General features: G+C 71.5%; 25 protein-coding genes. 14 read left to right on the top strand and 11 right to left on the bottom strand.

Going from position 1 to position 26,718, the window contains the following annotated elements:
• The first annotated feature begins 353 nt into the window (after window positions 1-353).
• The 4 genes from BM536_RS26775 (at window position 354) to BM536_RS26760 (ending at window position 3,397) form a co-directional block, all read left to right on the top strand.
• Entirely contained in the window at window positions 354-752 is a 399-nt protein-coding gene (locus BM536_RS26775; RefSeq protein WP_073498994.1) for a hypothetical protein, read from the top strand.
• Between the two features lie 133 nt (window positions 753-885).
• Complete coding sequence (locus BM536_RS26770) at window positions 886-2,016, top strand: ABC transporter ATP-binding protein (protein WP_094103612.1); 1,131 nt, start codon at window positions 886-888, stop codon at window positions 2,014-2,016.
• Window positions 2,013-2,732, top strand: coding sequence for an ABC transporter permease (locus BM536_RS26765; protein WP_073498993.1), 720 nt, complete (start codon window positions 2,013-2,015; stop codon window positions 2,730-2,732). Before BM536_RS26770 ends, BM536_RS26765 begins: the two co-directional genes overlap by 4 nt.
• Window positions 2,729-3,397, top strand: a complete 669-nt coding sequence (locus BM536_RS26760) for an ABC transporter permease (RefSeq protein WP_073498992.1) — start codon at window positions 2,729-2,731, stop codon at window positions 3,395-3,397. The genes BM536_RS26765 and BM536_RS26760 overlap by 4 nt, the downstream gene beginning before the upstream one ends.
• A gap of 454 nt (window positions 3,398-3,851) precedes the next feature.
• Here the strand turns inward: BM536_RS26760 and BM536_RS26750 are convergent, their stop codons facing one another.
• Genes BM536_RS26750 through BM536_RS26735 form a run of 4 tightly spaced genes read right to left on the bottom strand, consistent with a single transcriptional unit; the run spans window position 3,852 to window position 8,229 of the window.
• Window positions 3,852-4,451: a GTP-binding protein gene (locus BM536_RS26750; RefSeq protein ID WP_073498991.1), complete on the bottom strand. Its 600-nt coding sequence runs from the start codon at window positions 4,449-4,451 to the stop codon at window positions 3,852-3,854.
• Window positions 4,438-4,878, bottom strand: coding sequence for a DUF742 domain-containing protein (locus BM536_RS26745; protein ID WP_094103611.1), 441 nt, complete (start codon window positions 4,876-4,878; stop codon window positions 4,438-4,440). The genes BM536_RS26750 and BM536_RS26745 overlap by 14 nt, the downstream gene beginning before the upstream one ends.
• Before the next feature lie 37 nt (window positions 4,879-4,915).
• Window positions 4,916-5,392: a roadblock/LC7 domain-containing protein gene (locus BM536_RS26740; RefSeq protein ID WP_073498990.1), complete on the bottom strand. Its 477-nt coding sequence runs from the start codon at window positions 5,390-5,392 to the stop codon at window positions 4,916-4,918.
• A complete protein-coding gene (locus BM536_RS26735) occupies window positions 5,389-8,229 on the bottom strand; it encodes a sensor histidine kinase (protein WP_094103610.1) in 2,841 nt (946 codons plus the stop codon). Before BM536_RS26735 ends, BM536_RS26740 begins: the two co-directional genes overlap by 4 nt.
• Window positions 8,230-8,625: 396 nt before the next feature.
• Between BM536_RS26735 and BM536_RS26730 the strand changes: the two genes are divergently transcribed.
• The 3 genes from BM536_RS26730 to BM536_RS26720 all read left to right on the top strand — a co-directional run bounded on the left by BM536_RS26730 (window position 8,626) and on the right by BM536_RS26720 (window position 10,567).
• Entirely contained in the window at window positions 8,626-9,579 is a 954-nt protein-coding gene (locus tag BM536_RS26730) for an ABC transporter substrate-binding protein (protein WP_073498987.1), read from the top strand.
• 119 nt (window positions 9,580-9,698) lie between these two features.
• Window positions 9,699-10,103 (top strand): hypothetical protein, encoded by a 405-nt coding sequence (locus tag BM536_RS44055; protein WP_094103609.1) that lies wholly within the window; start codon window positions 9,699-9,701, stop codon window positions 10,101-10,103.
• A gap of 35 nt (window positions 10,104-10,138) precedes the next feature.
• Window positions 10,139-10,567, top strand: a complete 429-nt coding sequence (locus BM536_RS26720; RefSeq protein WP_094103608.1) for an ankyrin repeat domain-containing protein — start codon at window positions 10,139-10,141, stop codon at window positions 10,565-10,567.
• A gap of 38 nt (window positions 10,568-10,605) precedes the next feature.
• Here the strand turns inward: BM536_RS26720 and BM536_RS26715 are convergent, their stop codons facing one another.
• Window positions 10,606-11,028, bottom strand: a complete 423-nt coding sequence (locus BM536_RS26715; protein WP_079275249.1) for a DUF6114 domain-containing protein — start codon at window positions 11,026-11,028, stop codon at window positions 10,606-10,608.
• Entirely contained in the window at window positions 11,025-11,693 is a 669-nt protein-coding gene (locus BM536_RS26710) for a DUF6230 family protein (protein WP_073499022.1), read from the bottom strand. Before BM536_RS26710 ends, BM536_RS26715 begins: the two co-directional genes overlap by 4 nt.
• 710 nt (window positions 11,694-12,403) lie before the next feature.
• Here BM536_RS26710 and BM536_RS26705 point away from each other — a divergent pair.
• On the top strand, window positions 12,404-13,042 hold the full coding sequence (locus BM536_RS26705) for a Tat pathway signal sequence domain protein (protein WP_073499024.1): 639 nt from the start codon (window positions 12,404-12,406) through the stop codon (window positions 13,040-13,042).
• Window positions 13,043-13,104: 62 nt separating this feature from the next.
• Here the strand turns inward: BM536_RS26705 and BM536_RS26700 are convergent, their stop codons facing one another.
• On the bottom strand, window positions 13,105-14,070 hold the full coding sequence (locus tag BM536_RS26700) for a lytic polysaccharide monooxygenase (protein ID WP_094103648.1): 966 nt from the start codon (window positions 14,068-14,070) through the stop codon (window positions 13,105-13,107).
• Window positions 14,071-14,429: 359 nt separating this feature from the next.
• On the opposite strand from BM536_RS26700, the gene BM536_RS26695 reads away from it, so the two are divergent.
• The gene (locus BM536_RS26695) at window positions 14,430-16,241 is read left to right on the top strand and encodes a S8 family peptidase (protein ID WP_094103607.1); all 1,812 of its coding nucleotides are present in this window, start codon (window positions 14,430-14,432) and stop codon (window positions 16,239-16,241) included.
• 96 nt (window positions 16,242-16,337) lie between these two features.
• On the opposite strand, the gene BM536_RS26690 is transcribed toward BM536_RS26695, so the two are convergent.
• Window positions 16,338-16,988 carry a ScbR family autoregulator-binding transcription factor gene (locus BM536_RS26690; RefSeq protein ID WP_073499025.1) on the bottom strand — a complete coding sequence of 217 codons (651 nt, stop codon included), beginning with the start codon at window positions 16,986-16,988 and terminating at the stop codon, window positions 16,338-16,340.
• Window positions 16,989-17,166: 178 nt separating this feature from the next.
• On the opposite strand from BM536_RS26690, the gene BM536_RS26685 reads away from it, so the two are divergent.
• Together BM536_RS26685 and BM536_RS26680 are read left to right on the top strand one after the other, a co-directional pair.
• A complete protein-coding gene (locus BM536_RS26685; protein ID WP_073499027.1) occupies window positions 17,167-18,069 on the top strand; it encodes a ScbA/BarX family gamma-butyrolactone biosynthesis protein in 903 nt (300 codons plus the stop codon).
• A gap of 70 nt (window positions 18,070-18,139) precedes the next feature.
• Window positions 18,140-18,793: a ScbR family autoregulator-binding transcription factor gene (locus BM536_RS26680; protein WP_073499029.1), complete on the top strand. Its 654-nt coding sequence runs from the start codon at window positions 18,140-18,142 to the stop codon at window positions 18,791-18,793.
• An 835-nt stretch (window positions 18,794-19,628) separates the two neighbouring features.
• Here BM536_RS26680 and BM536_RS43195 read toward each other — a convergent pair.
• Window positions 19,629-20,330, bottom strand: coding sequence for an MMPL family transporter (locus BM536_RS43195; RefSeq protein ID WP_245873825.1), 702 nt, complete (start codon window positions 20,328-20,330; stop codon window positions 19,629-19,631).
• Window positions 20,282-21,892, bottom strand: a complete 1,611-nt coding sequence (locus BM536_RS26675) for an MMPL family transporter (protein WP_245873779.1) — start codon at window positions 21,890-21,892, stop codon at window positions 20,282-20,284. The genes BM536_RS43195 and BM536_RS26675 overlap by 49 nt, the downstream gene beginning before the upstream one ends.
• A gap of 229 nt (window positions 21,893-22,121) precedes the next feature.
• Between BM536_RS26675 and BM536_RS26670 the strand changes: the two genes are divergently transcribed.
• Window positions 22,122-23,084 (top strand): ATP-binding cassette domain-containing protein, encoded by a 963-nt coding sequence (locus tag BM536_RS26670; RefSeq protein ID WP_073496809.1) that lies wholly within the window; start codon window positions 22,122-22,124, stop codon window positions 23,082-23,084.
• Window positions 23,077-23,853, top strand: coding sequence for an ABC transporter permease (locus tag BM536_RS26665; protein WP_073496807.1), 777 nt, complete (start codon window positions 23,077-23,079; stop codon window positions 23,851-23,853). Before BM536_RS26670 ends, BM536_RS26665 begins: the two co-directional genes overlap by 8 nt.
• Before the next feature lie 704 nt (window positions 23,854-24,557).
• Here BM536_RS26665 and BM536_RS26660 read toward each other — a convergent pair.
• Complete coding sequence (locus BM536_RS26660; protein ID WP_073496805.1) at window positions 24,558-25,526, bottom strand: helix-turn-helix domain-containing protein; 969 nt, start codon at window positions 25,524-25,526, stop codon at window positions 24,558-24,560.
• A 986-nt stretch (window positions 25,527-26,512) separates the two neighbouring features.
• Here BM536_RS26660 and BM536_RS26655 point away from each other — a divergent pair.
• Complete coding sequence (locus BM536_RS26655; RefSeq protein ID WP_143650969.1) at window positions 26,513-26,716, top strand: hypothetical protein; 204 nt, start codon at window positions 26,513-26,515, stop codon at window positions 26,714-26,716.
• Window positions 26,717-26,718: the final 2 nt, after the last annotated feature.

The following is a 26,718-nucleotide window of genomic DNA, read 5'->3' as shown; positions in this document are numbered from 1 at the left end:
GCCTTCGCCGACCACCGCCCGACTCGGTGAGTTGAGACCTGCGGGACGCCCAGCCCGTCCGAGGCAGGAGAAGCGCACGCCCTGTCCGTCCGGGGCGGGGAAAGCGCACTCCAGCTTGTCCGAGCAGGGGAAGCACACGCCCAGCCCGTCCGGGCCGAGAAAACGCACGCCCAGCTTGTCCGGGGCGGGGAAAGCGCACGCCCAGTCCGTCCGAGGCAGAAGAGGCGCACGCCCAGCCCGTCCGGGCCGGGAAAACGCATGCCCAGCCCCTCCCGGGCGGAAGAGGCGCACGCCCGGCCAGGGCGTCGGAAATCGCGTGGCCCCCGCACCGCACCGCGTGGTCAACTGCGTTCATGAGCCTGACCAGTGAGATCTTCCTCCTGCGTGAGGACGGCAGCCGCCACATCCTCGGCATCGAGGAGGACACCAGGCCCGACGGGACGGACCTCGCCGGCCCGGAGTCGTGGCGTACGAAGGTGTGGGGCTCGCCGTCGATCCGCCGCATCGGCGCCCGCTTCCTGCCCGCCCTGGTCGACGTCGACGACGGCGAGGTCGTCGCTCCCGCCCAGATCCCCGCCTTCCTGGACGAGATCGCCCTGGTCCGCGCCGAGTCGACCCGGCTCGCCACCGAGACCTGCACGCCGGACCGGACGGTCGAGCAGCACACCCGGCACATCGAGAGCCGCCTGGACGGCATCGAGGCGAGCGCCCGGTACGCGCAGCGGCTCGGCGCAGGCCTGCTGATCTGGTGAGGGGCCGTGGGCAGCCCGCCCCGCCCGTCAAAACCCCCGCAACACAAGCGGTCTAGACTCTTCCCGCAACGGCTCGGAACCCGCGTGGTCGAGAGTGGGCAGACATGGCCAGACCCGAAGGGTATTCGGCGCTTTGATACGGATAGATTCAGTCACCAAGCGGTACCCGGACGGAACGGTGGCGGTCGACCGCCTCTCGCTCGAGATACCCGACCGCTCGATCACCGTCCTCGTCGGCCCCTCGGGATGCGGCAAGACGACGACCCTGCGCATGATCAACCGGATGGTCGAGCCGACCGAGGGCACCATCCTCATCGACGGCGTCGACAGCCGTCAGCAGCCGGTCAACATCCTGCGGCGGTCCATGGGTTACGTCATCCAGAACGCCGGACTCTTCCAGCACCGCACGATCATCGACAACATCGCCACCGTGCCGCGGCTGCTCGGCTGGAGCAAGGACAAGTCCCGGGCGCGGGCCCGCGAGTTGATGGAACGCGTCGGCCTCGACGCCGCACTCGCCAAGCGCTACCCCTACCAGCTCTCCGGCGGACAGCAGCAGCGCGTCGGTGTCGCGCGCGCCCTCGCCGCGGACCCGCCGGTCCTGCTGATGGACGAGCCGTTCTCGGCCGTCGACCCCGTCGTCCGCAAGGGGCTCCAGGACGAACTGCTGCGCATCCAGGAGGAGTTGGGCAAGACCATCGTCTTCGTCACGCACGACATCGACGAAGCCGTCAAGATCGGCACGATGGTCGCCGTCCTGCGCACCGGCGGTCGTCTCGCCCAGTTCGCGCCGCCCGCCGAACTCCTGTCGAGCCCCGCCGACGCGTTCGTCGAGGACTTCCTCGGCGCCGACCGCGGCATTCGGCGCCTGTCGTTCTTCTCCTCCGCCGGACTCGACCTGCTGACCGCGCCGATCGTCGCCGTCGACGCCACCGCCGAGCAGATCGCCGCCCGCGCCGACGCCGGCGCGCCCTACCTCCTCGTCACCGACGTCGACGGCAAGCCCCTCGGCTGGAGCGAGCCGGGCCGGCTGACCGCGGGCCGTATCGACAGGGGCCAACTGCTCTCCCACGGGCGGCCGTTCGTGGCCGGGCAGGAGTCGCTGCGGGCCGCCCTCGACTGCGCCGTGCTCTCGCCCACCGGCTGGGCGGTCGCCGTGGACGGCGAAGGGCGGGCGGCCGGGGTCGTCTCCCAGCAGGCCATCGGCGAGGCGATCCGCGGAGCCCACGAGGACAGCGTCGGCCCGGCCAAGGTCCTGCGATGAGCGGCTTCTTCGACATCCCCAGCGACCTCCAGCACAGCTGGTGGGGCCTCATCGGACTGCACCTTCGCGAGGCCCTGCTGCCCGTCCTGGCCGGCCTGCTGCTCGCCCTCCCGCTCGGCCAGCTCTGCGTGCGCGTGCGCTGGTTGTACGCGCCGGTGCTGTGGGTGACCACCGTGCTCTACGCCATCCCGTCGCTGGCCTTCTTCGTCGTCCTCATCGACTACACCGGCCAGACCGAGCTGACCGTGATGATCCCGCTGACCGTGTACAGCCTGGTCGTGCTGGTCCCCGCGATCGTCGACGCGGTGCGTTCGGTGCCGCAGGAGACCCTGGCCGCGGCCACCGCCATGGGCTTCGGGCCCGTACGCCGCTATCTCCAGGTCCAGTTGCCGATCGCCGTGCCCGCGATCATCGCCGGGCTGCGGGTGGCCACCGTCTCCAGCATCAGCCTCGTCAGCGTCGGCACCCTCATCGGCAACCAGGGCGCCCTCGGCAACCTGCTCCACGACGCCACCATCTACAACCGTCCCGAACTCGCCTGGAACGCCGTCATCACCATGGCCGTCCTGGCGATGCTCGCCGACGCCGTGCTGGTGCTCGTACGCGTTCTGCTCACCCCCTGGATGCCGAGCGGCGCCGGTCGCCGCACGACGCCGAGAACCGCCGGGACCCGGCCCGTACCGGCCGAGCCCGCCCTGAAGGACGCAGCCCGGTGAACGTACTCGACTTCGTCAGCGCCTTCTTCAGCGACAGCGCCCACTGGCAGGGCTACGACGGCATCCCCACCCGCCTGAGCGAACACCTCGGGTACACGCTGGAGGCGCTCGCCTTCGCCGCCGTGATCGGACTGCCGGTCGGCCTGGTCACCGGCCACTACGGCCGCGGCGGCAACGCCCTCTCCCTCATCGCCACCGCCGGCCGGGCCCTGCCCACCTTCGGTCTGCTCGTGCTGATGACGATGCTGATCGGGTTCGGCATGCTGCCCGTGATGATCCCGCTGGTCGTCCTCGCCGTCCCGCCGATCCTGGTCACCACCTACGAGGCGATGCGCTCCGTCGACCCGTCCCCGGTGGACGCCGCGCGCGGCATGGGCATGGCCGAGACCCGGATCCTCCTCCAGGTGGAAGTCCCGGTCGCCCTCCCGCTGATCCTCGGCGGCCTGCGTTCGGCCGCCATCCAGATCGTCTCCACCGCCACCATCGCCGCGTACGTCAGTCTCGGCGGCCTCGGCCGCTACATCATCGACGGCCTCTACCAGCGCGACTACGAGAAGGTCGTCGGCGGCGCCAGCCTCACCGCCGGCATGGCCCTGGCCACCCTCGCGGTGTTCTGGGCGATCACCAAGGTGACGGTGTCACCGGGGGTGCGCAGAAGCGCGTAGCGACCGGGCCGCGGACAGCAGGGCCGCAGACCGGCGCGGCCTGCTGTCGGCGGCCACCGACCGCCGCAGGCCGTCGGCTGCCGCGCCGTCGACCGACAGGCCGTCGGGGTTGGCCGTACCGCGATCGCGTCCACCTCGAACAGCATCCCGGGCAGGGCCGGCGCGGCCACCCCGCTCGGGGTCCGGCGCGGACTCCAGCCGGTCGAGGGCGAGGTCCACCTGTGCCGCCAGGTCACCCGGCGCGGGCGCGCCTGAGGTGTCGGAGGCGTACCGCCCGGCGATGAGGACGAGTTCGCCGGGCGCGGAGACGGCGTGGCCGTAGCCGGGGGGCGTCGGGTCGTGCAGGGCGGGCGGTTGGTGATCGTCGGTGCGTCGAGGCTGCTCGTACCGGGCACAACACGCCTGCCGGGCACGGGCGTTGCCGCGTCACCCGGATCAGGGCCCCAGGACGCCGTCATCCCTCCGACCGGGCCAGCGCCTGTTCCAGGACCACCAGTAGAGCGTCCCGCACCGAGCCGCGCTCGCGGGCGTCGAAGACCAGCACCGGGACGCCCTCGGACACGTCCAGGGCCCAACGGACCTCGTCCAGCCCGTGCTCCACCTGACCGTCGAAAGCGTTCACGGCGACGGCGAACGGGATCCGCTTGTGCTCGAAGTAGTCGACGGCGGCGTAGCAGTCGTCGAGGCGGCGGGTGTCGACGATGACGAGCCCGCCGACCGCGCCCTCCACGATGTCGTCCCACATGAACCCGAAGCGCTCCTGTCCCGGCGTACCGAACAGATACAGCTTCAGGGTCGGATCGATGGTGATGCAGCCGAAGTCCATCGCGACCGTGGTGGTGGTCTTGCGCGGGGTGTGGCTGAGGTCGTCCACCCCCGCCGCCACCTCGGTGATGGCCGCCTCGGTGGTCAGCGGCTCGATCTCGGAGATCGAGCCGACGGCGGTGGTCTTGCCCACGCCGAAGCCGCCCGCGATCACCAGTTTCACCGGCAGCGGCGGCCGGACGGCGGCCTGACCGGCGAAATGGCCGACAAGCGGTTCAGTCGGAGTCACGGAGTACCCCCCGGGATTCGGGGATGGCCCGCAGGCCATCGATAACCCTGCGCAGGACGGACGCGTCATGGGTGACGCCGGAGTCGGGCACGTGCACCGACAGCTGCCCGGCCGCGCGCAGGTCCTCGGCGAGGACCCGCACCACGTTCAGGTGCAGCCGCAACCGGGCCGCGATCTCTGCGATCGACTGCGGCTGCCTGCATGCGGCGACGATGTCGTGCTGTTCGAAGGAGAGCCGGTCGAGCGCTTCGAGCCCGGCGGCGGTGGCCACCAGCTGGGTCTCCACGGGCATCGGCCGACCGGTCGCGGCCTCACCCGCGCCCGCCACCCGGCCGGCGGTGACCAGGAAGGGCCGGACGGCGGACGCCGGGCCGACGGGTGTGACGCCGTCCTCGCCGGCGCCGCGCGGAGTGCGGCCGTCCGCCATCGGTGGTTGGTTTCCTCTCTGGACCGGCGGCGAGCGCTCAGCGCGACTTGGTGGCGCCGACGCTGTTCTTCAGCTCCAGCACGAGCTGGGGGCTGAGCGCGGTGCCGGCCCGGTTGGCGAACACGGTCATCTCGTAGGCGATGTTGCCCAGCTTGGCCTCCTTGTCGGTGACCACACCGAGTACGGCGCCGCTGCCGATCGCGGAGACCAGCACATGGCCGCCCTCCAGATCGATGATGACCTTGTTCAGACCGCCCAGGCCGTAGTTGCCGGAGGCGCCCGCGGCCAGGCTGGTGATGCCGGAGACGATCGCGGCCAGCCGCTCCGAGTCGGCGTGCTCGCGCAGCTCCGACACCGCGATCAGCAGGCCGTCGGTGGACACCGCGATGGCGTCCACGACCCCTGCCGTCTCGGTGGCGAAACGGTTGAGCAGCCAGGTGAAGTCGGCTGCTGCGGCCCGCAGGTCGGTCGGCGTGGCGTCTCCCGCGGGAGTGTCACCTGTCGACGTGCTCACTGCTCGGCTCCTTCCGGAAGATGGTTCTGGCGGTGCGTGGTGTTCCGGTCGTCGTCGGCCCGGTGGTCGGTCCGGCCGTCGGCCCGGTGGGCACTCCGGTCGTCCGTCGGACGGTCGGTCCGGTGGTCGGTCTTACCGTCGTCGCGCTCGGCGCCATCGCGGAGGGCGGGGCCGTCGGTCGTCGGGCGGGGGTGCTCGCCGGTGTCGCGGTGGGCGCGTTCCACGGCCGCCTCGAACTCCTCCAGCGCGCTGCGGACGGCGTCCGCGTCGGCGGGCGGAGGCGGCGACAGCCGCGCGCTCTGCCGGGCGGCTGCCTCCGCGGTGGTCCGCAGGGTGGCCCCGCGCACGCGGCGGCGGAGCGGACGGGCACCGTCGGGGGGCGTGCCCGCCGCCGGACCGGTCGGGACTCCCACCGTGGTGCACTGGTCGTCGACGCCGGGCACGGCCTCGGTCTCGCGATCGGTCCCGGGCACGGCCTCGGTTTCGACACTGGTCTCGACGCCGGGCACGGCCTTGGTTTCGACACCGGTTTCCGCACCGGTTGCGGCCTCGGCCGACTCGCGCCGTGGCACCCGGCGGGGGAGCGGGAGCGGGTCCTGGTCCTCCGCCGCCGCCCAGGCCGGCACGGAGGCCGCCCGGGAAGGGCCTCCCGCAGGGATCGGGGCCGGGGCCGACGCGGTGGGGGAGTCCGGCGTAACCGGCAGGGCCGTGGCCGTCGCACCGGGCGCCGTACCCGCCGTCGTACCGGACGGGAGGGCGGCCTTGGCGCCGGCCGGGAGTGCGGCCGTCGCCGGGGCCGCGCCCTGGAGGGCGGCGCCGCTCGGGGTCAGCAGCAGGGCCGAGGGGATGGAGACCTCCGCCGTGACGCCGCCGCCCGGTGTGCGGGTGAGGGTGACGTCGATGTCCCAGCGGCGGGCCAGCGCGCCGACCACGAACAGGCCGAGCACCTTGGTCGGGACGAGGTCGAGTCGTTCGCGGCGCACCAGGCGGGCGTTCTCCTCGGCGAGGCGCTCGGCGCTCATGCCCAGGCCGTGGTCGGCGACGGTGATCGTCGCGCCGTCGTCGCCGGGGCGGACCCGTACCTCGACGGGGCTGCCCGTGGGGGAGAACGACACGGCGTTCTCCAGCAGTTCGGCGATCATCAGGGTCAGGTCGCCGATGATGTCCGGTTCGACGAGGACCTCGGTGCCGGCGTACAGCTGCACGCGCTGGAAGCCCTCGATCTGGCCGAGTGCCGCGCGCACCACGTTGGTGAGCGCGGCCGGACCCGAGTCGAGAACGGTCTCGCGGATACCGGCCAGCAGCATCAGGCTGTCCGCGTTGCGGCGCAGCCGGACCGCGATGTGGTCGATGGAGTAGAGGCGTTCGAGCAGCGCCGGGTCGGTCTCCCCGCGCTCCACCGCGTCGATCAACGCCAGTTGGCGGGTCGTCAGGTTGCTGACGCGGCGCCCCACGTTGCCGAACATCTCGGCGACGTTGCGCCGGCTGAGCACCTGGCGTTCCAGCAGCGCGGCCGCTGTCGTCTGGACGTTGTTCAGGGCCTCGGCGAGCGCGCCGATCTCGTCGTCGGCGGTGACCGGCAGCTCGCGCAGCCGCGGCGGTCCGCTCTCCTCGGCGTCGTCGTCGGCCACCCGGGCCAGCTCACGCCCGGCGACGTCGGCGACCTCCTGAGCGGCCCCGGTCAGGGCCAGCACCGGACGGATCACGGAGCGGCGCACCAGGGCCGCCAGCCCGATCCAGACGGCGAAGCCCAGCAGCGCCAGGCTCAGCAGCAGACCCGCGCGCCACTCGGCGCTGGCGGCCGCGTCGTCGGCACGGTCGGCGATCTGGTCGATGAGCGAGCCGGTGATCCTCAGCCGGGTCTCGGCCTGCTCGTTGTAGTGGTGGTAGGAGTCCAGCGCCTCGCGGAACGCGGTGCGGATCTCCTCCCGCGACTCGGCCTGCAACGCACTCGGGTCGACGGCGAGTTCGGCGTAGTGCTGCCCGATGACGGCCTGCGCCGCGTTGTGCTCGATGTCGCCGAGGAGGTCGGTCTGCGCCTCGGTGGCGAACCGCGCGAAACGATCGGCCTGGTAGGTGTACAGCTCGTGGGAGCCGACCGCGCCGGTGAACTCGATGAGGGCGTTGCTGTCACCGGTCCGCGCCGAGAACACACCGGTCTCGTAGGCGCCGTGGGCGGCGTCGGCCCGCAGCAGCGAGTCGAGCAGGCTGCCGGTGAAGGTGGTGGCGAGGGAGGCGTCGTGGTCCAGGCCCAGCCCGTCGATGAGGCCGTCGGCGGCTCCCGAGTAGGCCGGGTCGATGTTGTCGGCGGGCAGATAGCCCTGCTCGATGGTGTCCCGCAGACCGGCCAGACCCTCGATCTCACGCAGCGCCACCGCCTCGGTGTCCGGCAGCCGGTCGCCGAAGGCCTCGCGCACCTTCTGGATCTGCGTGTCCACGGCGAGCTGGGCGATCCGGTAGGCGGAGGTGGAGGGCGTGCCCCCGTCGAAGGACGCCTCGTAGCGCACGGAGAGCAGGACGGCCTGCTGGTGCTCGGCCTGCACATCGGCGACCAACTGGGCGACCTGGGCGCTGTTTCGGACCAGTTGGGCGGCCGACTCGGAGTGGTCGGACTCCTCCAGCAGATCGCTGATGACCCAGGTCAGCAGCAGGGCGATCACCGTCAGCGGGACGCCGACGAGGACGTTGAGCTTGCGCTGGAAGGGCCACCGGTCGGCGAATCCCCGCAGGCCCCGGCGGACGGACGAGGCCGCCGACCGTCGGGATCCCCCCTGGTCGTGCCGCTCGTGCGAAGCCGAGAGACGGGGGGAGGGCGCGTCCACCTTGGTCGTGGACACCAGGCCTCCTTCATGAGGTCGTGCGCACCGCGCGTCGCACGCTTCTGTCCGATGGTGATCGAAGTTCTCAGCAACCCGGCCGGACGCGCGACGGCACCACGAGTGATGCGTCACGGCACCGGAGCGGCCCCCGCAAACCGCTGTGACCGACGCCAACTCCGGCGACACTATCGCCTCTTCGATCGATCAAGCGCGTCGCCCTACGTCAAGAATCCATTACAAACCGCCGTCTCCAGGGTGTCGTACTGGCATTTCCTCCTTCACAAACGGCCACAATCGCTCGCGCATCGAAGCCAATCGGTGACCCGGTGGCACTTGACTGACGGAGAACGCGCTGGATTGGATCAGGTGGAGCGTTCGTTTACTCCACCAACCTCCGAGCCCGGAACGGCAGACGTGACTTCCAACGCCCACAGCAGCAGGTCCCTCAGGAACCACCCAGGCGCGGCGGCCGTCGCGCTCGCCGCGATGACGGCCCTGCTGGCGGGTTGTTCCTCCTCCGACGACACCGACCCGCTCGCCGGAGACAAGGCGGCCGGTGACACCGTCGTCGTCGGCTCCAACAACTTCGCCGAGAGCATCCTGCTGGCCGACATCTACGGCGAGGCCCTCAAGGCCAAGGACATCAAGGTGTCCTACAAGCCCAACATCGGCAGCCGTGAGACCACGTACGGCCTGCTCAAGAACGGTTCCATCACCGTCCTGCCCGAGTACAACGGCTCGCTGCTGGCGTACCTCGACGCCGATGCCGAGCAGAAGTCGGTCGAGGCCGTCAACGCCGCGGCCAAGGCGAAGCTCGACCCCAAGCTGACCCTGCTGGAGTCCTCGCCCGCCGAGGACAAGGACTCCGTCACGGTCAACGCGGAGACCGCCAAGAAGTACAACCTCACCGCGCAGTCCACCCTCGCCGACCTCAAGGACATCGCTCCCGAGCTGGTCCTCGGCGGTTCGCCCGAGTTCCAGACCAGGCAGCAGGGCATGGTCGGCCTGGAAGCGGTGTACGGGCTGAAGTTCAAGTCCTTCAAGGCCCTGGACGCCGGAGGTCCGCTGACCCAGGCCGCGCTGAAGAAGAACACCGTGCAGGCGGCGGACATCTTCACGACGGACCCGACCATCACCAAGGAGAAGTTCGTCGTCCTCCAGGACCCGGAGAACCTCTTCGGTTTCGCGAACGTGACCCCGCTGGTCTACAAGAGCGGGCTCTCCCAGGAGGGCGTCGACGTGCTCAACGAGGTCTCCGCCAAGCTCGACACGAAGACCCTGCTGGACCTGGACTACCAGGTGCAGCAGGAGAGCAAGGATCCGCTGGACGTCGCCAAGGCCTGGCTGAAGTCCGTCGGCCTGGGCTGACCTGCCCGCGTCGGACACGACAGCACCCCTGATAGTCCTGAACGGCACCACCCTCACCGTCGGCGAGCTGATCGCGCTCGTCGACGGTGCGGCCGTGCCCGCCCTCGCCCGCGGGGCCCGTGCCCTGCCTCGCCCCTGGGGCCCGTGCCCGCCCTCGCCCCCCGAGGCCCGCGAGCGCCGTCGCCCCCCGAGGCCCCGCGAGCGGGCGGTACGGTCCTTCCGCGCCGGCCGCCGGCCGCCGGCCCCGGCCTCCGTCGGGCACGCCGTCGCGCGGCCTGGAGGAGGCCGCCGGCTTCGCCGGCCAGGCCGCCCGCCGGACCCTGCGCGCGACCGAGGCGTACCTCACGGTCCTCGGCTGTGAACTCCGCGCCCCGGTGCGGGCGTTGGGGACGCACGCCGTACGACCGGCGGCCGCCGCCTTCACCGTGGCGGACGGCGCCCTGCCCGACGGCACGGACGACCGCCCACTGACCGGTGACGTGACGGCGGCGGCCGGACCGCTGCCGCCGCTCGCGCAATGGTGAGCGCCGCCGCCCGTGCCCGGTTACCCTGCTCGATCATGAACAGGCGGCGGCAGAAGAAACTGGCCACGAAACTCGTCACCGCGGTGTTGCTCGACGAGGGGGCCCGCGTCGACGCCCTGCTGCGGGCCGGCGCCGACCCGGCGGCGGCCGACCGCGACGGCACCACCGCGCTGTACCTCGCCTCCGTCCAGGGCCACCCCGGCATCGCCCGGCGGCTGCTGGAGGCCGGTGCCCCGCCCGACGCGGAGAGCGCGGGACCCGGCTCGGAGGGCACGCCGCTGTGCGCGGCCGCCTGCTGGGGACACACCGAGACGGTCCGCGTCCTGCTGGCGCACGGCGCCGACCCCGGCCTGCGCGAGGACCGGGGCACGGGCCGGACACCGCTGGAATGGGCGCAGCGGGGACCTCACCCGGAGACGATCGCCGTGCTGCGCGCCGCGGGGACGGCCGCTCCCACGCCGTAGGGACGCCGGCCCCCGCGGTGAGTCCGGCGGAGTCCCGCTCAGGCGGGCTCACCGGCCCGCGCCAACGGCGGCTGATCGGCCGTCCGCGCCGCCTTCCGCCGCTGTCTGCGGACCCTGCGCGGCTCCTGGTCCGGCAGCCACCCGAAGGTCAGGCAACTGCCCACGACCCCGAGGAGCAGGCCGACGAGGAAGCCCCCGAGGTTCGAGGTGGGCCACGTCCCCAGGGACAGCAGGACGCCGATGATCGAGTAGAACAGCCGCTGCGTCGGGTTGAAGAGGATCAGCAGCCCGATCAGCACCATGAGGGTGGGCAGCAGATAGCCGGCCAGGCCCTGCATGCCGACGCGCAGGATCACCGGAAGCGGCGCCTTCATGGTCACCAGGATCTCCACGCCGCCCAGGACGAGCAGCAGTCCGCCCGGGAAGGGCCGGCTCGCGGTCCACCGCCGGAAGCGGTTCACCGCGGACAGCCCTCGCCCCCGAAGCGCATGTGCAGGTCGGGCAGCTTGAACACGGCTGCGGTGGCGGCGTAGTTGTGCTGGTACAGGTTGTTGATGACGACCTTGTCGGCCTGCTGGCCGTAGACGCCCGGCAGGCCGCGGGTGTCGACCTTGTCGAAGGTGCTGGCGTCGCGGCCGATCTCGATGTTGTTGAACGAGGCGTCACCGGTGATGTCGTCCGAGTCGATGGCCAGGTTCTCCACGCTCACCTTGGTGCCCTTGTCGCCCGCGGTGAGGACGAGCTGGATGCCACCGAGGTCGACGCTCTGGCACAGGCTGGTCAGCTTGCCCGACTTCACCACCGAGGTGACGACCAGGACCTGACCGCCGGTCTCACCCTCGTTGGGGCTGTTCTCGATCATGTGGTCCAACGAGCCGAACTGCGCGAAACCGTTTCCTTCGAGCTTGTCGGCGGTCACCACGAACGGCATGCCGGAGATCGCGAACTGCACACCCAGGGCTCCCTGGGCGGTGAGCACCGCGAGGCCGGCGGCGACGCAGGTCGCGGGTACGGCCATCACGGCCGCCCGGCGCAGCCGGACCCGACCGCGCCTTGCTGCGGAACCGCTTTCCGGGTTCCCGGGGATGTTCTCGGCGGACGACGTGACGTCCGAGGACGAGGCCATGTCTGCTCCCATGGGCATAGTCATGCGGGTTGGGCTTCAGTGGCGTGTTGTCCTGGCGCGGACAGCGGCTGCCGCGCACGTCTCCTCGCAACTCCCGGAAGCCGCAAGGGCTTACTCGTTACGCGTCAGTAGCCGACGAGGAAGTTACCGATGGTTACACCCCAGGGTCAAGGGAGATGTGGAAAAAGGGTGTGCGAAGTGTGCCGCCTGCGGACCGGTGCGCCGGCCGACCCCTCGCATATATCCGCGCGGGCCATCAACTTCCGCGCACACGCTTGACGGTGACGGTCCATCAGGTCTACAACTCTCGGTGACTCAGCCCGGATCCGTGGCGCCGGATCCGCAGCGCGGCGAGCCGCTCTCCGCGCTCCCGGACCCCCGGTCCGGCCGTCCCTTCGAACCGACGGCCGGACCTCCCGTCACTACGGGTACCACCTGCCCGGGCATCCAGCACGGGCCCTCACGCGCCCCGAGTCCGATTCCCGCACGGCGCCGCCACGGCCGCCTTTCCCCCTGCCGGCCGTGCCCGTCGCCACCTCCGCTGCCGGTCCGTCACGTACGGAGAAGGCGTTCCGGGCCGGCACCGGACGGGCGTCGGCCCGCGACCGGCAACTCCCCTGAGCACACCTCTCGGAACACCTCAAGGAACACCTCTCAGAGCGCCTCAGAAAAGCCCTGAGGCACCCCCACCCGAGAAACGAGGCACCCGCATGCGCACTCGCCCCCTCCTCGCCCTCGCCGCTACCGTCGCCGCCCTCTCGCTGACGGCGGCCACCCCGGCCTCCGCGGCCGACCCGGCCGTCCTCACCACGGCCAACGGCGACGTCGCGGTCGGTGACGTCCTCACCGCCTCCCTCGCCGGCGGCACCAACGCCACCCTCTACTCCTCCGCCACCGGCACCAGCGGCGTCTCCTGCGCCTCCTCGGGCTTCACCGCCACCGTCACCGCCAACCCCACCGCCCCCGGCACGGCCACCGAGTCGCTCACCGGCCACACCTTCGGCAACTGCTCGGCGAACGTCGTCGGCGTGCTCGGCGTCACCAGCATCACGGTCAACAACCTGCCGTACTCCACGGCGGTGTCCTCCGCCGGCACCGTCACCGTGACCCCGCCGGCCGGCTCCGTCATCCAGACGACGGTCGTGCTGCGCACCCTCCTCGGCAGCATCAACTGCGTCTACCGGGCGCCCAGCCTGACCGGCACGGCGAGCAACGCCGACAACAGCATCACCTTCACCGGCCAGCAGTTCACCAAGTCGTCCGGCTCGTCGCTGTGCTTCGCAAACGGCTACTTCTCCGCCAAGTACGCCCCGGTGACCGCCGCCGGCGCAGCCGTCACCGTCAACTGAGCCCTGTAGAGGGACTCGGGAAACCGGTTCACCGAACGCACCGAACCGGATGAGAGACCGTTTCAGCGCCGTCGCAGGCGCAGGACCAGGGTGGCGCCGCCGATGAGCACCAGCACCGCGGCGGCGCCACCCGCCAGCATCGGCGCGGACGGCCCGGAGCCGGTCCCGGAGGCGGTGGCCACCGGGGTGCTCGCGGGCGTGGCGGCGGCCGGTGCGCCGGACGCCGTCGCCGCTCCCGACGCGGGGGCGGCGGACGGTGTCGTACCGGCTGACGTACCGGCTGAGGTGCCGGCCGTCGCGCCGGACGGGACCGAGGGGTCGGCGGACGGAGGCTTCGGCGATCCGGCCGTGGCCGCCGACGGCGAGGCCGCCGCCGCGGCCTTCTCCGGGAACACCACGTCGGAGCACGAGTAATAGGTGTCCGGCGTGCTGCTGTTCTGCCACACCGTGTACAGCACCTGGCGTCCCGTGCGGTCGGCGGGCAGTTCGGCCGTGAGCCGGTAGGCGCCGTCGCGCAGCACCGGGTCCTTCACCTGGGCGAACGGCCGCTCGGGCAGATCGTTCCAGGTGAGCGGTTGTGACGGGTCGTACCCCGGCTTCGTCAGATAGAACCTGAACGTGCCCGTGTGCGGGATCGTCGACACGTACGTCATGCGCAGCGTCCCGCCCGGTGTCAGGCGGGTCGACGGCCAGTCGGAGCGCGCGAGGTCGAGTCCCCGGTAGGCCGGCAGTCCGCCGCTGCACAGCTGCCCGTCGGGGATCGTGCTCCGGTCGCGGCCGTTCACGTTCGCCACCCGCAGGTTGTCCCAGGCCGTGAAGGGCGCGCCGTTGGCGGCCACGGCGGCCCGGCAGGCGGCCGACCCGGACGGCGGACCGCCGTCGGGGGAGCAGGCGTGGACCCGGCTGACCGGGGTCGTGGGCGCGCCGTGCGCCTGCGCCGGTGCCGCTGCCCACAGCAGCACCGGCAGGAGCGGGCTCAGGGCGGTGGCCGCCAGGACGGCGGTGCGGTCTGTGGTCGTGCGGCGCATCGGGGACGTCTCCTCGGCCGGCGCGGGAACGGTGACGACGTCCAGTACGCGGCGGCGGCCCGGCGCGTTCACCACGCCGACACACCGGGCGTCTCCCGAGCAAACCCGGGCATCCGCCGTCCAGTTGCCCCTGCCGAGGGTGGTGTTCCGGCCGGATCGAGGGTTTCCCCCGTATCCGAAAAACCGTTGCCCTGCCTATCGTTCCACCACAGCTGACCCACAGGTAACCCCTGGTGGGGCGGCTGCCCGCCCGGCCGGCCGTCGCGCAACTCCTCGATTCACCCCCCGCCGCTTCGACGACGAAGCGAATCGACCGAGGCTCCCCCCTGCTCGGAGCCGGCCACGAAAGGCACGCCCCCTTGCGCACCTCTCCCGCTCTCGGACGGAAGCTGATATCCGTCGCCGCGGTCTCCGCGGCCCTCCTCACCGCCGCCACCACCGCCTCGGTCGCCGCCACCCCGGACGGCGCGTCACGGGAGGCCGCCGCCGTCCCGGCCGCCCAGACCGAGGCCGCGCCCGGCACCCCGGCCGAGCGTCTCATCGTCGGCTACGAGTCCGCCGCCGCGGAGGCCAGGTCGAACCAGGCCGCCGAGGCCGACGCCGCCGCCAAGGGCAAGGAGACCGGCGAGGACCTCGACTTCGAGCGCCGCCTGGGCACCGGCGCCGCCCTCGTCGACCTGGGCTCCGGCCTCACCGGCGCGGACGTCGCCGACGTCGTCGCGGAGTACCGTGCCGACCCGCAGGTCGCCTACGTCGTACCGGACCGGCTGAACACCGCGAAGGCCGACCCGAACGACACCGAGTACGCCAAGCAGTGGGACCTGTACGAGGCCACGGCCGGCATGAACGTGCCCGGCGCCTGGGCCACCACGACGGGCACCGGTGTGACGGTCGCCGTCATCGACACCGGCTACGTCGCCCACACGGACCTCGCCGCGAACATCGTCGGCGGCTACGACTTCATCGCCGACACCGCCGTCTCGGTGGACGGCGACGGCCGCGACAGCAACCCGGCCGACCCGGGCGACTGGTACAACGCCAACGAGTGCGGCTCCGGCGTCCCGGCCGGCTCCTCCTCCTGGCACGGCACCCACGTGGCCGGCACCATCGCCGCCGTCACCAACAACGGCAAGGGCGTCGCGGGCATCGCCCACGGCGCGAAGATCTCCCCGGTCCGCGTCCTCGGCAAGTGCGGCGGCTACGACTCCGACATCATCGACGCCATCACCTGGGCGTCCGGCGGTACGGTTTCCGGCGTTCCCGCCAACACCAACGTCGCCAAGGTCATCAACATGAGCCTCGGTGGCGACGGCGCCTGCACCTCGGCCACCCAGAGCGCGATCAACGCGGCCGTGTCCCGCGGCACGACCATCGCCGTGGCCGCCGGAAACGAGAACGACAACGTCGCGAACCACTCGCCGGGCAACTGCAACAACGTCATCTCGGTGGCCGCGACCAGCCGCACCGGCGCCAAGGCCTCGTACTCCAACTACGGTTCCCTCGTGGACATCTCGGCGCCCGGCGGCCAGACCAGCACCGGCACCGCGAACGGCATCCTGTCCACGCTGAACTCCGGCGCCAAGACGGCGTCCACCGAGTCGTACGCCTACTACCAGGGCACCAGCATGGCCACCCCGCACATCGCGGGCCTGGTCGCGCTGATGGAGTCGGCGAACCCCTCGCTGACCCCGGCGCAGATCGAGACGGCCGTCAAGAGCAACGCCCGTGCCCTGCCCGGCGCCTGCTCCGGCGGCTGCGGCGCGGGTCTGGCGGACGCGGCCAGGACGGTGCAGGCGGTGAGCGGCTCCGGCGGCTCCACGGGGGGCACCACCTTCACCAGCACCACCGCGGTCGCCATTCCGGACAACGGCTCGGCCGTCGAGTCCTCGATCGCCGTCACCGGCCGTACCGGCAACGCGCCCACGGCCCTGCAGGTCGGCGTGGACATCACCCACACCTACCGCGGTGACCTGGTGATCGACCTCGTCGCCCCGGACGGCACGGCGTACCGCCTGAAGGCGTCCAGCACCTCGGACTCCGCGGACAACGTCGTGACCACCTACTCGGTGAACGCCTCCAGCGAGGTGGCCAACGGCACCTGGAAGCTGCGGGTGCAGGACGTGGCCGCGCAGGACACCGGCCGCGTCAACAGCTGGAAGCTGACCTTCTAGGTCGGGAGGCTGTACGCGGGGGAAGCCCGCGCAGCCGTACGAACGGGCGGGCCGGCCGGTGTGGATGGACACCGACCGGCCCGCCGCACGTCCGGGTCAGGAAGCCACGCGCTGTTCCAGCGAGGCCAGCACCCGTGTGCCCCGGTCGGCACGGGCGTCGAGGCCGGGGAGCAGACCCGGTACCGCGATGCTGGGCAGGATGTGCGCCCACATCACCGACAGCCGGTCACCGAGATCAGCGCGGTCGGTCAGCGCCCGGGACATCAACTGGACGCCGGTGAAGGTGCCCACCAGCAGGTCGACCGTCTCCGCCGGTTTCACCGTGGGCAGCAACTCGCCCCGCTCACCGGCCAGTTCCAGCAGTTCGGTCAGCGCCTGTGCCCACTGGCGGAACGGCTCGCCGTGATCGACCCCGGACGGCGTCTCCTGGTCCACCGCCAGCCGTACGCTGCCCCGCAGCAGGGCGTTGTCCAGCAGCCGACGCGCCACCACGAAGGTCATGTCGACGATCTCCTGGAGCTTGCACGGCTGCGGCGGGACCGCCCCGAAGGGCACCTGCTCGTTCAGGACCGCCTGGGCCAGGGCCTCTTTCGACGCGAAGTGGAAGTACAGGGCGCCCTTGGTGACCTGGGCGCGCTCCAGGACCATGGCGATCGTTGTGGAGGTGTAGCCGTGCTCGTCGAACACCGCGCCCGCCGCTTCCACGATCGCTCTGCGCGTCCTGATCGCGCGCTCCTGTTTCGCCATTGAGAGCCCCTTCACGGCACCGAGCCGGCCGTCCCCGCAGTCGGATGCGGATTCGGTCCGATCATAGGATGCCGTCGACTGATCTCATTGAAAACAAACCGGTCGCCTCGTACTCTAACGCTCACCGAGCGGACGGTTCGCCGTCTGCTGTGGCCTTCGGGGGACCGTAGGGAGAGAGATGACTCGACCGCGGCAGCTTGCCGACACGCCGTCCCTGACCGCAACCGTTCCGCGCCAACTCGTCCACCGCGCCGCCCTCGCGGAGACCTTCCTCACCGGCTGGCGGCGAACCGGGGACGACAGGTTCACGGTGTCCGCGCAGTGGCCGCGCGCGCACGGGTTACACGTGTCGCCCGATTGGTCCGCGTACGACCCGCTGCTCGTCGTCGAAACGATCAGGCAGAGCGGCACTTTGGTCAGTCACACCGAGTACGAGGTTCCGCTCGACCAGCAGTTCGTGCTCAAGGAGTTCCACGTCACGACGGAGCCATGGGCGTTGACTCTCGGACCGCGGCCGGCCGAACCCGAGGTCGAACTCGTCTTCACCGACGTCCAGTACCGCGGCCGACGTCCCGTCGGTGCCCGCTACACCGCGCGCGTGGTGCGCGACGGCACCCTCGTCGCCGCCGCGGACGTCTCCTTCACCTGCGTCAGCGAACCCGTCTACCAGCGGCTGCGCGGCGGTCGCACCCCGGACACCGTGACGGCCGTCCCCGTCCCGCCCGGTGTGCCCGCCGACGCAGTCGACCGGGCTCTGCCCACGGACGTCGTGCTCGCCCCCACCGACCGGCCGGGCCGCTGGCAACTGCGGGTAAATACCGCGCACCCCGTTTTCTTCGACCATCCTCTTGACCATGTCCCCGGCATGCTCCTGCTGGAGGGAGCCCGCCAGGCGGCCCTGCTGGAAACACCCGGTAAACGGGTTCCGACCGCTTATCACGCCGTTTTCCACAGGTACGCGGAACTCGACGTACCCACCTGGATAGAGGCAAAGGCCACCCCCGACGGCGACGTGCAAGTCGTCGGCGTACAAGGGGAGTCCACAGTCTTCGGGTGTCTGGTCGGTACCGCCGGACCGTGAACTGTTGTTTACTGGGGGTGAGAAACAAACGGCATGACCCGTTCTTTACGCCCCCAGGAGTGTCCAGTCGATGGCGAGGCAACTACGCGCGGAGCAGACCCGCGCGACGATCATCAGGGCCGCAGCCGATCTGTTCGACCGGAACGGCTACGAGTCGACCAGCCTCAGTGACATCGTCGAGCACGCCCAGGTCACCAAGGGCGCGCTCTACTTCCACTTCGCGGCCAAGGAGGATCTCGCCCAGGCCATCCTGGAGTTGCAGTCCCAGGCCTCGCGCCGGGTCGCCGGTGAGATCGACGACCGCGGTTACCCGTCCCTCGAAGCCCTGATGCGCCTCACCTTCGGCATGGTGAGGCTGTCGGTCGAGGGCCCGGTCGCCCGGGCCGGCCTCCGCCTGGCCACCGGCGGTGTCCCGGTACGCCCGCCCGTGCCCCACCCGTTCACCGAGTGGATGGAGCTGATGTCCCGCCGACTCGTCGGCGCGGTGCGGGAATCCGACATCCATCCCGACGTCGACGTGGACGCCGTGGCCCACTCGCTGGTCTGTTTCTTCGTCGGCACCCGCGTGGTCGGCCGCTCCCGCGAGCCCGGCACCCGGCTTCCGCGCCGCCTGGCCGAGATGTGGCACGTCCTCATCCGCGGCCTCGTCCCCGTCCCCCGCCGCCCCCGCTACCTGAGCCTCGCGGCCCGACTGGAACGGGAGGTCATGGCGGCGGCGGTGTGAGCGACGGGGTTGCCCGCGCGCCGGCCCGGCGACGTGCCGTCCGCCTGGCGACGTGCGCGTGCGTTCGGCGACGTGCGATCTGAGTGTCCGCCCGGCGACCTGCGTGTCCGCCTGGCGACGTGCCCCCTGTCCGGCGACGTGCGCGTCCGCCCGGCGACGTGCGCGTCCGTTCGGCGACGTGCCGTCCGCCTGGCGACGGGCGACCTGCGCGTCCGCGCGGTGACCCGCGCGTCCACCTGGCGACGTGCCACCCGTCCGGCGACGTGCGTGCCGGACCGGCGACCCACGCGCTCGCGCCCGCCGCTTGGGTACGGCCAACTCGCGCTTCACGGGCCTCGCTTACGGTGGACCCGTGGCCCATAGGCCGGCGTGCGGACGGCCCGTGGGCCCGTGAGCCGGCGTGCGGCTGATCCCGTGCTCCGTGACGCGCGCGTGCGCGATCCCGCGGTTTCCGTGTGCCTCGCGCGTGCGCGATCCCGCGGCTTTCGTGTGACGCGCGCGTGCGCTCGCCATCGGAGCCGACCTCACTCGTGCACAGCCGACCTCGCGGCCCGCGGCGCCCTCGAACGGCTGCCCCTGAGGGCGGCCGGCTGGGTGGCGCGCACGGTGGGCGACTTCGCGGCCCGCCGCCCGCGCCACTCGCGCACGGCGGACCACACGGCTGGAGAAGCACCTACGCCTGACTGCGCGGCCCGCGCCACACCCCCGGCTGACCGTGGCACCTCGCGCCCGTGCCGACGCCCGCGCCGAGGCCCGTGGCGGCACAGGTGGCCGCACCCACCTCCAGTCCGTGCCGACCCCGACCGCCGCGCCGGCATCTCTGCTCGGTCCGCACTCACGGTCGACCCCCGTGCCGGCACCTCTGCTCCGGTCCGCACCCACGGTCGGCCCCCGCCGCCCACGTCACACCTCCCCACATCGTGGCCGGGCGGGACTTGCGCAGGAACTTCGGGGCCGCCCAGTTGGCGTTGCCGAGCAGCAGCATCACCGAGGGCAGCAGGACCGCGCGGACCAGGGTGGCGTCCAGCAGGACGGCCACCGCGAGGCCGACGCCGAGCTGCTTGAAGTCCTGCATCTCCAGCGTTCCGAAGACCGCGAAGACGGCGACCATGATGAGACCGGCGCTGGTGACGACGCCCGCGGTGGTGCGGATGCCGTGCGCGATGGCGTCGCGGGTGGTGGCGCCGAGGTCGTAGGCCTCGCGGATCCGGGAGACCACGAACACGTGGTAGTCCATCGACAGGCCGAACAGGACGACGAAGACGAACAGCGGCATCCAGGACTCGACCGCGCCGATGCCCTCCGTGCCGACCAGGGACGCGCCCCAGCCGTGCTGGAAGACGGCCGTCATCACGCCGTACGCGGCGCCCACCGAGAGCAGGTTGAGGAGGATCGAGGTGAGGGCGATGACGGGGGAGCGGAAGGAGAACAGCATCAGCAGGAAGGTCACGCCGAGGACGAAGGCGAAGACCGGGACGATGCTCTTCTTCAGCTGGTCGTTGTAGTCGACGGAGAAGGCGAGGTCGCCGCGGACCAGGGCGGTGGTGCCGGCGACCTTGCGACGGTGTCCGGGACGAGGGACTCGCGCAGGGTGGTGAGGGCCTTCCTGGAGGTGGCGTCGGAGCCGTTTCCGGCCAGCGGGACGCTCAGCTCGGCGATGTTCTCCTTCGTGTGGACGGTGACGCCGATGGCCTTGCCCGTCTGGCCGGAGGCCACGGCCTTCGCCCGGAAGTCGGCGATGGCCCGCTTCATCTCCGCGGAGTCGATGTCGGTGGCCTTGACGATGACGCTCGCGGGCGCGGGCGAGCCGGGGAAGTCCTTCTCGATCTGCTGGGAGACGACCACGGTCGGGTTGTCCTTGGGCAGCAGCTTGTCGGTGCCGAGCTTCTCCGTCTTCATGCCGAGCGCGGGCGCGGCCAGGGCGAGCAGGAAGGCGACGGCGAGCACGGCGAAGACGGCGGGGCGGGCGAGCACGCCGCGCAGCAGGACGCTGTCGCGCCGCGGGGTGCCGGAACCGGCAGCGGTGGCGGCGGCGCGGCGGGCGCGGCGGCGGCCCAGGAACGGGATGCGGCCGGCGCCGATCCGGTCGCCGAGCATGGCCATCAGGGCCGGCAGGACGGTCATGGAGCCGAGGACGGCGATGACGACGACCTCGATGGTGGCGATGGCGAAGCCCTCGAAGACGGTCAGCCCGGACAGGAACATGCCGGCCATGGCGACGCAGACCGTGATGCCGGAGATCAGCACCGAGTGGCCGGAGGTGGCCGCGGCGATCCGGAGCGCGGTGGCGTTGTCGCGGCCCGCCTCGCGCTCCTCGCGCTGGCGGCGCAGGTAGAAGAGGCAGTAGTCGACGCCGACGGCGAGGCCCATCAGGAACATCATGGAGTTGGTCATGCCGTCGACCGGCACCACATGGCTGGTCAGGGCGAGCAGGCCGAGGGCGCCGACGCAGGCGGTCACGGCGAGCGCGATCGGCAGCAGGGCGGCGACCAGCGCGCCGAACACGGCGAGCAGGATGCCCAGCGAGACCGGCAGCGCGGTGTACTCGGCGCGCACGAAGTCCTTGCCGAGGCTGTCGTTGATGGCCTTCAGGCCGGTGGCGGCGCCGTACTGACCGAGGGTCACGTCCTGGTGGGCGGCGTCCGTCTTCTCCACCGCGTCGATGACCGGCTGGACGCGGTCCGCGGCGGTGTCCGGGTCGCCCTTGACGTCGTACTGGATGAGGGCGGCGTGCTTGTCGGCGGAGACCAGTTCGGTGGTGTCGGGGGTGCGGACCCGGGTGACGAGGCCGGTGGCCTCCAGGGCGTCGGTGGTGTCGGCGACGGCCTGGGTGAACCGGGGGCTGTCGGTGGTGAGTTCGTCGCTGCGGATGTAGATCAGCTCACCGGCGGGTTCGGTCAGCCCGGCGTCCTGGAGGATGCGCTCGGCGCGGCCCGAGTCGCCGGTTCCGTAGTCGGCCTCGGTGAGGTTGACCTGGCCCGCCGAGCTGCCCAGCGTCATCACCAGAACGACCAGGACGAGCCAGCCGAACACCGCGGTCTTCCGGTGTTCGGCACTCCACCTGCCGAGTGCGGCTGCGAGGTTCCGTTTGGCTGCCATTCGCTTCTTCTCTCCTGCGGCATGGGGGGTGCGGGGTTCCGGGAAAAAGCTTGGCGCGGGCGCGCGGGCATTCGTAGGTCTCGCGGAGGCAGCATGCTGCGGCTGCAGAGTGCTGCCATGCCATACCGGACATAGCGGGCACCTGGCCGGTATTTATCCTGCTACCTTCACGCCTCGGAAAGGGAATCCACACACACTCGGAAAGATCCAGAAGAGGGCGGGGAGGGGCATGGAATTCGCCATTCAAGCCGAAGGGTTGAAAAAGAGATTCGGTGATCACGAAGTGCTGGCCGGTGTCGATCTGAGCGTTCCACCGGGAACGGTGCTCGGACTGCTCGGCCCGAACGGCGCGGGCAAGACCACCACGGTGCGCACCCTGGCCACCCTTCTCGCGCCGGACGCCGGCCGCGCGACGGTGGCCGGTTACGACGTGGTGCGCCGGCCGCGCGAAGTGCGCCGCAGGATCGGCCTGGCCGGGCAGTACGCGGCCGTGGACGAACTGCTCACCGGGCGCGAGAACCTGGTCCTGATCGGCCGGTTGATGGGCCTCGGCCGACGCGGCGCGCAGACCCGGGCGGAGGAACTCCTCGACGGCTTCGGGCTCCAGGACGCCGCCGGCCGGCCCTCGAAGACGTACTCCGGCGGAATGCGGCGGCGGCTCGATCTGGCCGCCTGTCTCGTCGCCTCGCCGCAGGTGCTGTTCCTCGACGAGCCGACCACCGGGCTGGACCCGGCGAGCCGGATCACGCTGTGGCAGCAGGTCCGCGAGCAGATCGCCCGAGGTGTCACCGTGCTGCTGACCACGCAGTACCTGGAGGAGGCGGACTTCCTCGCCGACCGCATCACCGTGTTCGGCTCCGGCCGGGTGATCGCCGAGGGGACCGCCGACGAGCTGAAACGGAAGGTGGGTGACGAGCGGCTGGAAATCTCGGTCGAACGCTCCGAATCGCTCGACGCGGCCGCCGCGGCGCTCGGACGCGCGGTGTCCGAGGCGCCGGCGGTCGACCGGGAGACCCGGCGGGTCGCGGTGCGGCTCGTGGACGGCATCGGGGGAGTGGCCCGCGCGGCCGCGGAACTCGAACGGTCCGGGGTACCGGTCATCGACTTCGCCGTGCGGCGGCCCTCGCTCGACGAGGTGTTCCTCCAGCTGACCGGGACGGGCGCCCAGACGAAGGAGAGCGGCGATGAGTGAGGTCCTGGCCCTGACGGGGCGGCAGATGACGCATCTGCGCCGGACACCCGAGAAGATCATCTCGGTGTCCCTCACACCGATCGCGATGGTGGTCATCCTCGGCTACCTGTTCGCGAGTGTGATCAGCGTCAAGGACGGCGAGTACCACGACTACGTGATGGCCGGCGTGTTCGCCCAGGTCGGCCTGGCCTGTGTGGGCGCCACCGCGCTCGGAGTGGCGTCGGACCTGCGCGCGGGGCTGACCGACCGGTTCCGTTCGATGCCCATCTCGCGGGCCTCGGTGCTCTTCGCGTACACGGTGGCGGACCTGGTCACCGCGGCCGCCGCGATGGGCGCGGTGGCGGGGATCGGCCTGCTGGTCGGCTGGCGCATCCACGGCGGGTTCCTCGAGGCGGTCGCGGGTTTCGCGCTGCTCCTCGGATTCACGTACGCGATGCTCTGGCTGGGAGTGCTGATCGGTCTCGCCATGCGCAACATGGAGGCCATCAACGGCGTCACCGCCCTCGCCCTCGTGCTGTTCTCGTTCCTCTCCAACTCCTTCATGCCGCTGCGGGGACTCCCCGGGTGGCTGCGGGCGGTCGCGGAGTGGAACCCGGTCAGCTCGGTGGCCGAGGCATGCCGGGTGCTGTGGGGCAACGCCCCCGCCTCCGCGGGCGCGAGCCTGCCGGTACGGCATCCGGAGCTGGCCTCGGTGCTCACCCTGGGCGTGCTGCTGGCGGTCGTCGTACCGCTGGCCCTGCGCGCCTTCCGCACCGCCGCGGCCCGGTGAGCGGCGGGTGTCGTGGCGCCCGGCGCCACAGCCGCGACACCCGCTTCCCCCGGGGGGCGGCTTCGTCATCGACGGCTTCGTCATCCACGGCGGGCCGCGCGGCCCACGCCCCTACGGCGGCCCGCCTCACCTCTGCTTCTTCGGTGGCCGGTGCCGAGTCGGGGCTGGTTCATGTGGCTCCGGCTTCTTCGGTGGCCGGCGCTGATTCCGGGCCGGTCCGCGTCACTCCGGCTTCGACGGCGGTCCGCGGCGCCTGTGTTTCTGTGCCGGCCTGCGTTTCTGTGCCGGCCTGCGTCAGCTGTGCTTCTGCGGTGGCCTGCGGCGTCGTCGCTTCCATGGCGGTCCGCGTCGCTCTTGCTACGGCGGTTCGCGTCAGCCGTGCTGCTACGGCGGCCCGCTCCACTTCTGCCGCTACGCCGGCCCGTCTGACCTGCGCCTCTACGGCGGTTCGCGCCACTTCTGCCTTTACGCCGGCCTGTCTCACCAGCGCCAATACGTCGGCCCGCGCCACTCCTGCCGCTACGTCGGCCCGTCTCACCAGCGCTTCTACGGCGGTGCGCCTCGCCTGCGGTTCTACGGCGGTGCGCCTCGCCTGCGGTTCTACGGCGGTGCGCCTCGCCTGCGGTTCTACGCCGGCCCGCCTCGCCTGCGGTTCTACGCCGGCCCGCCTCGCCCGCGCCGCCGGTGTCCGTGGTTCGGGTCGGTCAGTCCGGCGCTCCGCTCTCTGCCGTCGCGCCTCTCAGCCAGCCGCGTTCTCCCGCGAGGACGCCGGCCTGGAAGCGGCTGCGGGCGCCGAGCTGGCTCATCAGTTCGGCGGTGATGCGGCGCGAGGTGCGAACCGAGACCCCTATCTTTCTGGCCACCACGTCGTCCGTGTAGCCCTGGGCGAGGAGGCTGAGGATGGCGCGGGCCTGGCTGGACAGGCCGGTGCGGGAGTCGTTGATCGGCTCCTGGCCGTAGGGCGTCGCGGCCTCCCAGACGTGCTCGAACAGCGAGCACAGCGCGGAGACCAGGCCCTTGCCGCGCAGCAGCAGGGCGCCGGACGCGGTGTTCTCCGGGTCGGAGGGCACCATGGCGACCCGCCGGTCGAAGATGATCAGCCGCAGCGGCAGGGTGGCCACGGTGCGGACCCGTCCGCCGAGGTCGGTCAGCCAGTCGAAGTGCGTGGTCATGTCCGGGTCGCTGAGCGAGCCCTGGAGATAGACGCTGCGCATGTGGACGCCGCGGCCCAGCAGGCTCTCGTCCAGTGGGCGGACCGCGCGGCGGGAGTCGGCCGGCTGTCTGCTGAGCGGGATGAAGGCGCTGAGTTCCTCGGCGCACTCCTGGGACAGTTCCTCCAGCCGGGCGCGGATCATGTCCAGGCCGGTGATGCGCTCCACCTCCAGTCCGCGCTGGTCGCGGACCGCGTTGTGGTAGCTGTCGATGATCTCGGTGACGGCCTGGCGGCTGGTGGCGATGGCCTGCTGGCGTTCGGCGAGCCGGACCTCCTCCTGGGTGAGCAGCGCGGTCAGCCGCAGCTCGGGGTTGACGATGAGGTGTTCGCCGGGTGGGTCCCCGGAGGGGCGGACCAGAGCGAGCCGGGCCAGCTCGTCGAGGGCGTGCCGGACCCGCTCGACCTGCCAGTCCAGATGCGAGGCGAGCCCCGGAACATCCAGGTGGGGCTCCCCGACCATGGCTCGATACAGACATTCCGGATCCGATGACAGCCCGAGTATCCGCAACACTCTTCGCCCCCTATGTACGTCTTCAGACCACGTACCAGTCTCCCGCTCTCCCGGTCCCCGCGGGCTAGGTAGATCGTCAGTGACGGCCCCTGGCTGTCCTACCGGAATGAGACACCTGTGGCGCGATTACACCCGAAGTTGACCGATTGTCGGCCAAGCTGCGAGAGCTTGCTATGTACATGATTAATGTGCGCCTGGCGCCCGGGCTCAGGCCGCTGGACGACCGTGAACTGCGCCGGTCCGTCCGGGCGGTGGTCGGCACCCAGGACGGTGTCCAGCATGTCTACGCGGAGGTCGCGCCGACGGCGCCGACCTCGTCCTTTTCGTGTCCGCCTCCACGCAGGCGGCCGCCCATGCCGCCGCGCGGCGCGTCGTGGCGCGATCACTGCGGGTGGAGTCGCTGCGCGGCTGGGTGATCCGGGACTTCACGAACGACTGACGGCCTGCGAAGCGGTGACCGACCGGCCTCCGGACCGGTGACCGGCCGACGACCGAACCGGTGACCGGCCCACGACCGAACCGGTGACCGGCCGACGACTGAACCGGCGACGGGCCGGCCTCCCCGGCAACTGACCGGCGACCGAACCGGCGACTGACCGGCCTCCGAACCGGCACCCGGCCGCCGACCGAACCGGCACCCGGCCGGCACCCGGCCGCCCCCCCCTCGATCCCCCGCGGTTCCCGGAATGTTGGGCTCCTATTTCGACGGGCCCGCATATGCCACGGGGGGAATGGTGAATTCCCTTTCCCGGAACCCCGGAAATCAATCTGGCATGACGTTGTCACGGCAGGACCCTGACAGTCGAAAGTCTTAACCCAGGGGTCACGGGGCGTAAGAATCAACGCATCGAAGAGATGGCCCCGGAAACTTTCTCCGAGAAACTCCGAGCGGGCCTCTCCGCAATTACCGACAAAGTCGAAACGAGGAATTAGTCATGCGATCGATGCTTCGCCTCACAGTCTGCACCGTCGTCGCCGTCGCCGTGACCGCGGTGGGTGCCGGTTCCGCCTCCGCGAGCACGCTCACCGGCGGAGCGGCGACGACGGTCACGGTGCCGGCCGTCGGTGAAGCGGTCGCCAACCTGCTCGGGGCCCTCCAGGGGCTCGCCGGACTGCACGGCGAACCCGAGTGGTCCTGACA

The organism is Streptomyces phaeoluteigriseus (assembly GCF_001896135.2).
Lineage (GTDB): Bacteria > Actinomycetota > Actinomycetes > Streptomycetales > Streptomycetaceae > Streptomyces > Streptomyces phaeoluteigriseus.
This window is presented reverse-complemented; position numbering and strand designations above follow the sequence as displayed.

Excerpts from the sequence above, each read along its gene's own strand:
- BM536_RS26775 (WP_073498994.1), top strand. The coding sequence starts at position 354 with ATGAGCCTGACCAGTGAGATCTTCCTCCTGCGTGAGGACGGCAGCCGC.
- BM536_RS26765 (WP_073498993.1), top strand. The coding sequence starts at position 2,013 with ATGAGCGGCTTCTTCGACATCCCCAGCGACCTCCAGCACAGCTGGTGG.
- BM536_RS26745 (WP_094103611.1), bottom strand. The coding sequence starts at position 4,878 with ATGGCGGACGGCCGCACTCCGCGCGGCGCCGGCGAGGACGGCGTCACA.
- BM536_RS26720 (WP_094103608.1), top strand. The coding sequence starts at position 10,139 with ATGAACAGGCGGCGGCAGAAGAAACTGGCCACGAAACTCGTCACCGCG.
- BM536_RS26710 (WP_073499022.1), bottom strand. The coding sequence starts at position 11,693 with ATGGCCTCGTCCTCGGACGTCACGTCGTCCGCCGAGAACATCCCCGGG.
- BM536_RS26705 (WP_073499024.1), top strand. The coding sequence starts at position 12,404 with ATGCGCACTCGCCCCCTCCTCGCCCTCGCCGCTACCGTCGCCGCCCTC.
- BM536_RS26700 (WP_094103648.1), bottom strand. The coding sequence starts at position 14,070 with ATGCGCCGCACGACCACAGACCGCACCGCCGTCCTGGCGGCCACCGCC.
- BM536_RS26690 (WP_073499025.1), bottom strand. The coding sequence starts at position 16,988 with ATGGCGAAACAGGAGCGCGCGATCAGGACGCGCAGAGCGATCGTGGAA.
- BM536_RS26685 (WP_073499027.1), top strand. The coding sequence starts at position 17,167 with ATGACTCGACCGCGGCAGCTTGCCGACACGCCGTCCCTGACCGCAACC.
- BM536_RS26680 (WP_073499029.1), top strand. The coding sequence starts at position 18,140 with ATGGCGAGGCAACTACGCGCGGAGCAGACCCGCGCGACGATCATCAGG.
- BM536_RS26675 (WP_245873779.1), bottom strand. The coding sequence starts at position 21,892 with ATGGCAGCCAAACGGAACCTCGCAGCCGCACTCGGCAGGTGGAGTGCC.
- BM536_RS26670 (WP_073496809.1), top strand. The coding sequence starts at position 22,122 with ATGGAATTCGCCATTCAAGCCGAAGGGTTGAAAAAGAGATTCGGTGAT.
- BM536_RS26665 (WP_073496807.1), top strand. The coding sequence starts at position 23,077 with ATGAGTGAGGTCCTGGCCCTGACGGGGCGGCAGATGACGCATCTGCGC.
- BM536_RS26660 (WP_073496805.1), bottom strand. The coding sequence starts at position 25,526 with ATGGTCGGGGAGCCCCACCTGGATGTTCCGGGGCTCGCCTCGCATCTG.
- BM536_RS26655 (WP_143650969.1), top strand. The coding sequence starts at position 26,513 with ATGCGATCGATGCTTCGCCTCACAGTCTGCACCGTCGTCGCCGTCGCC.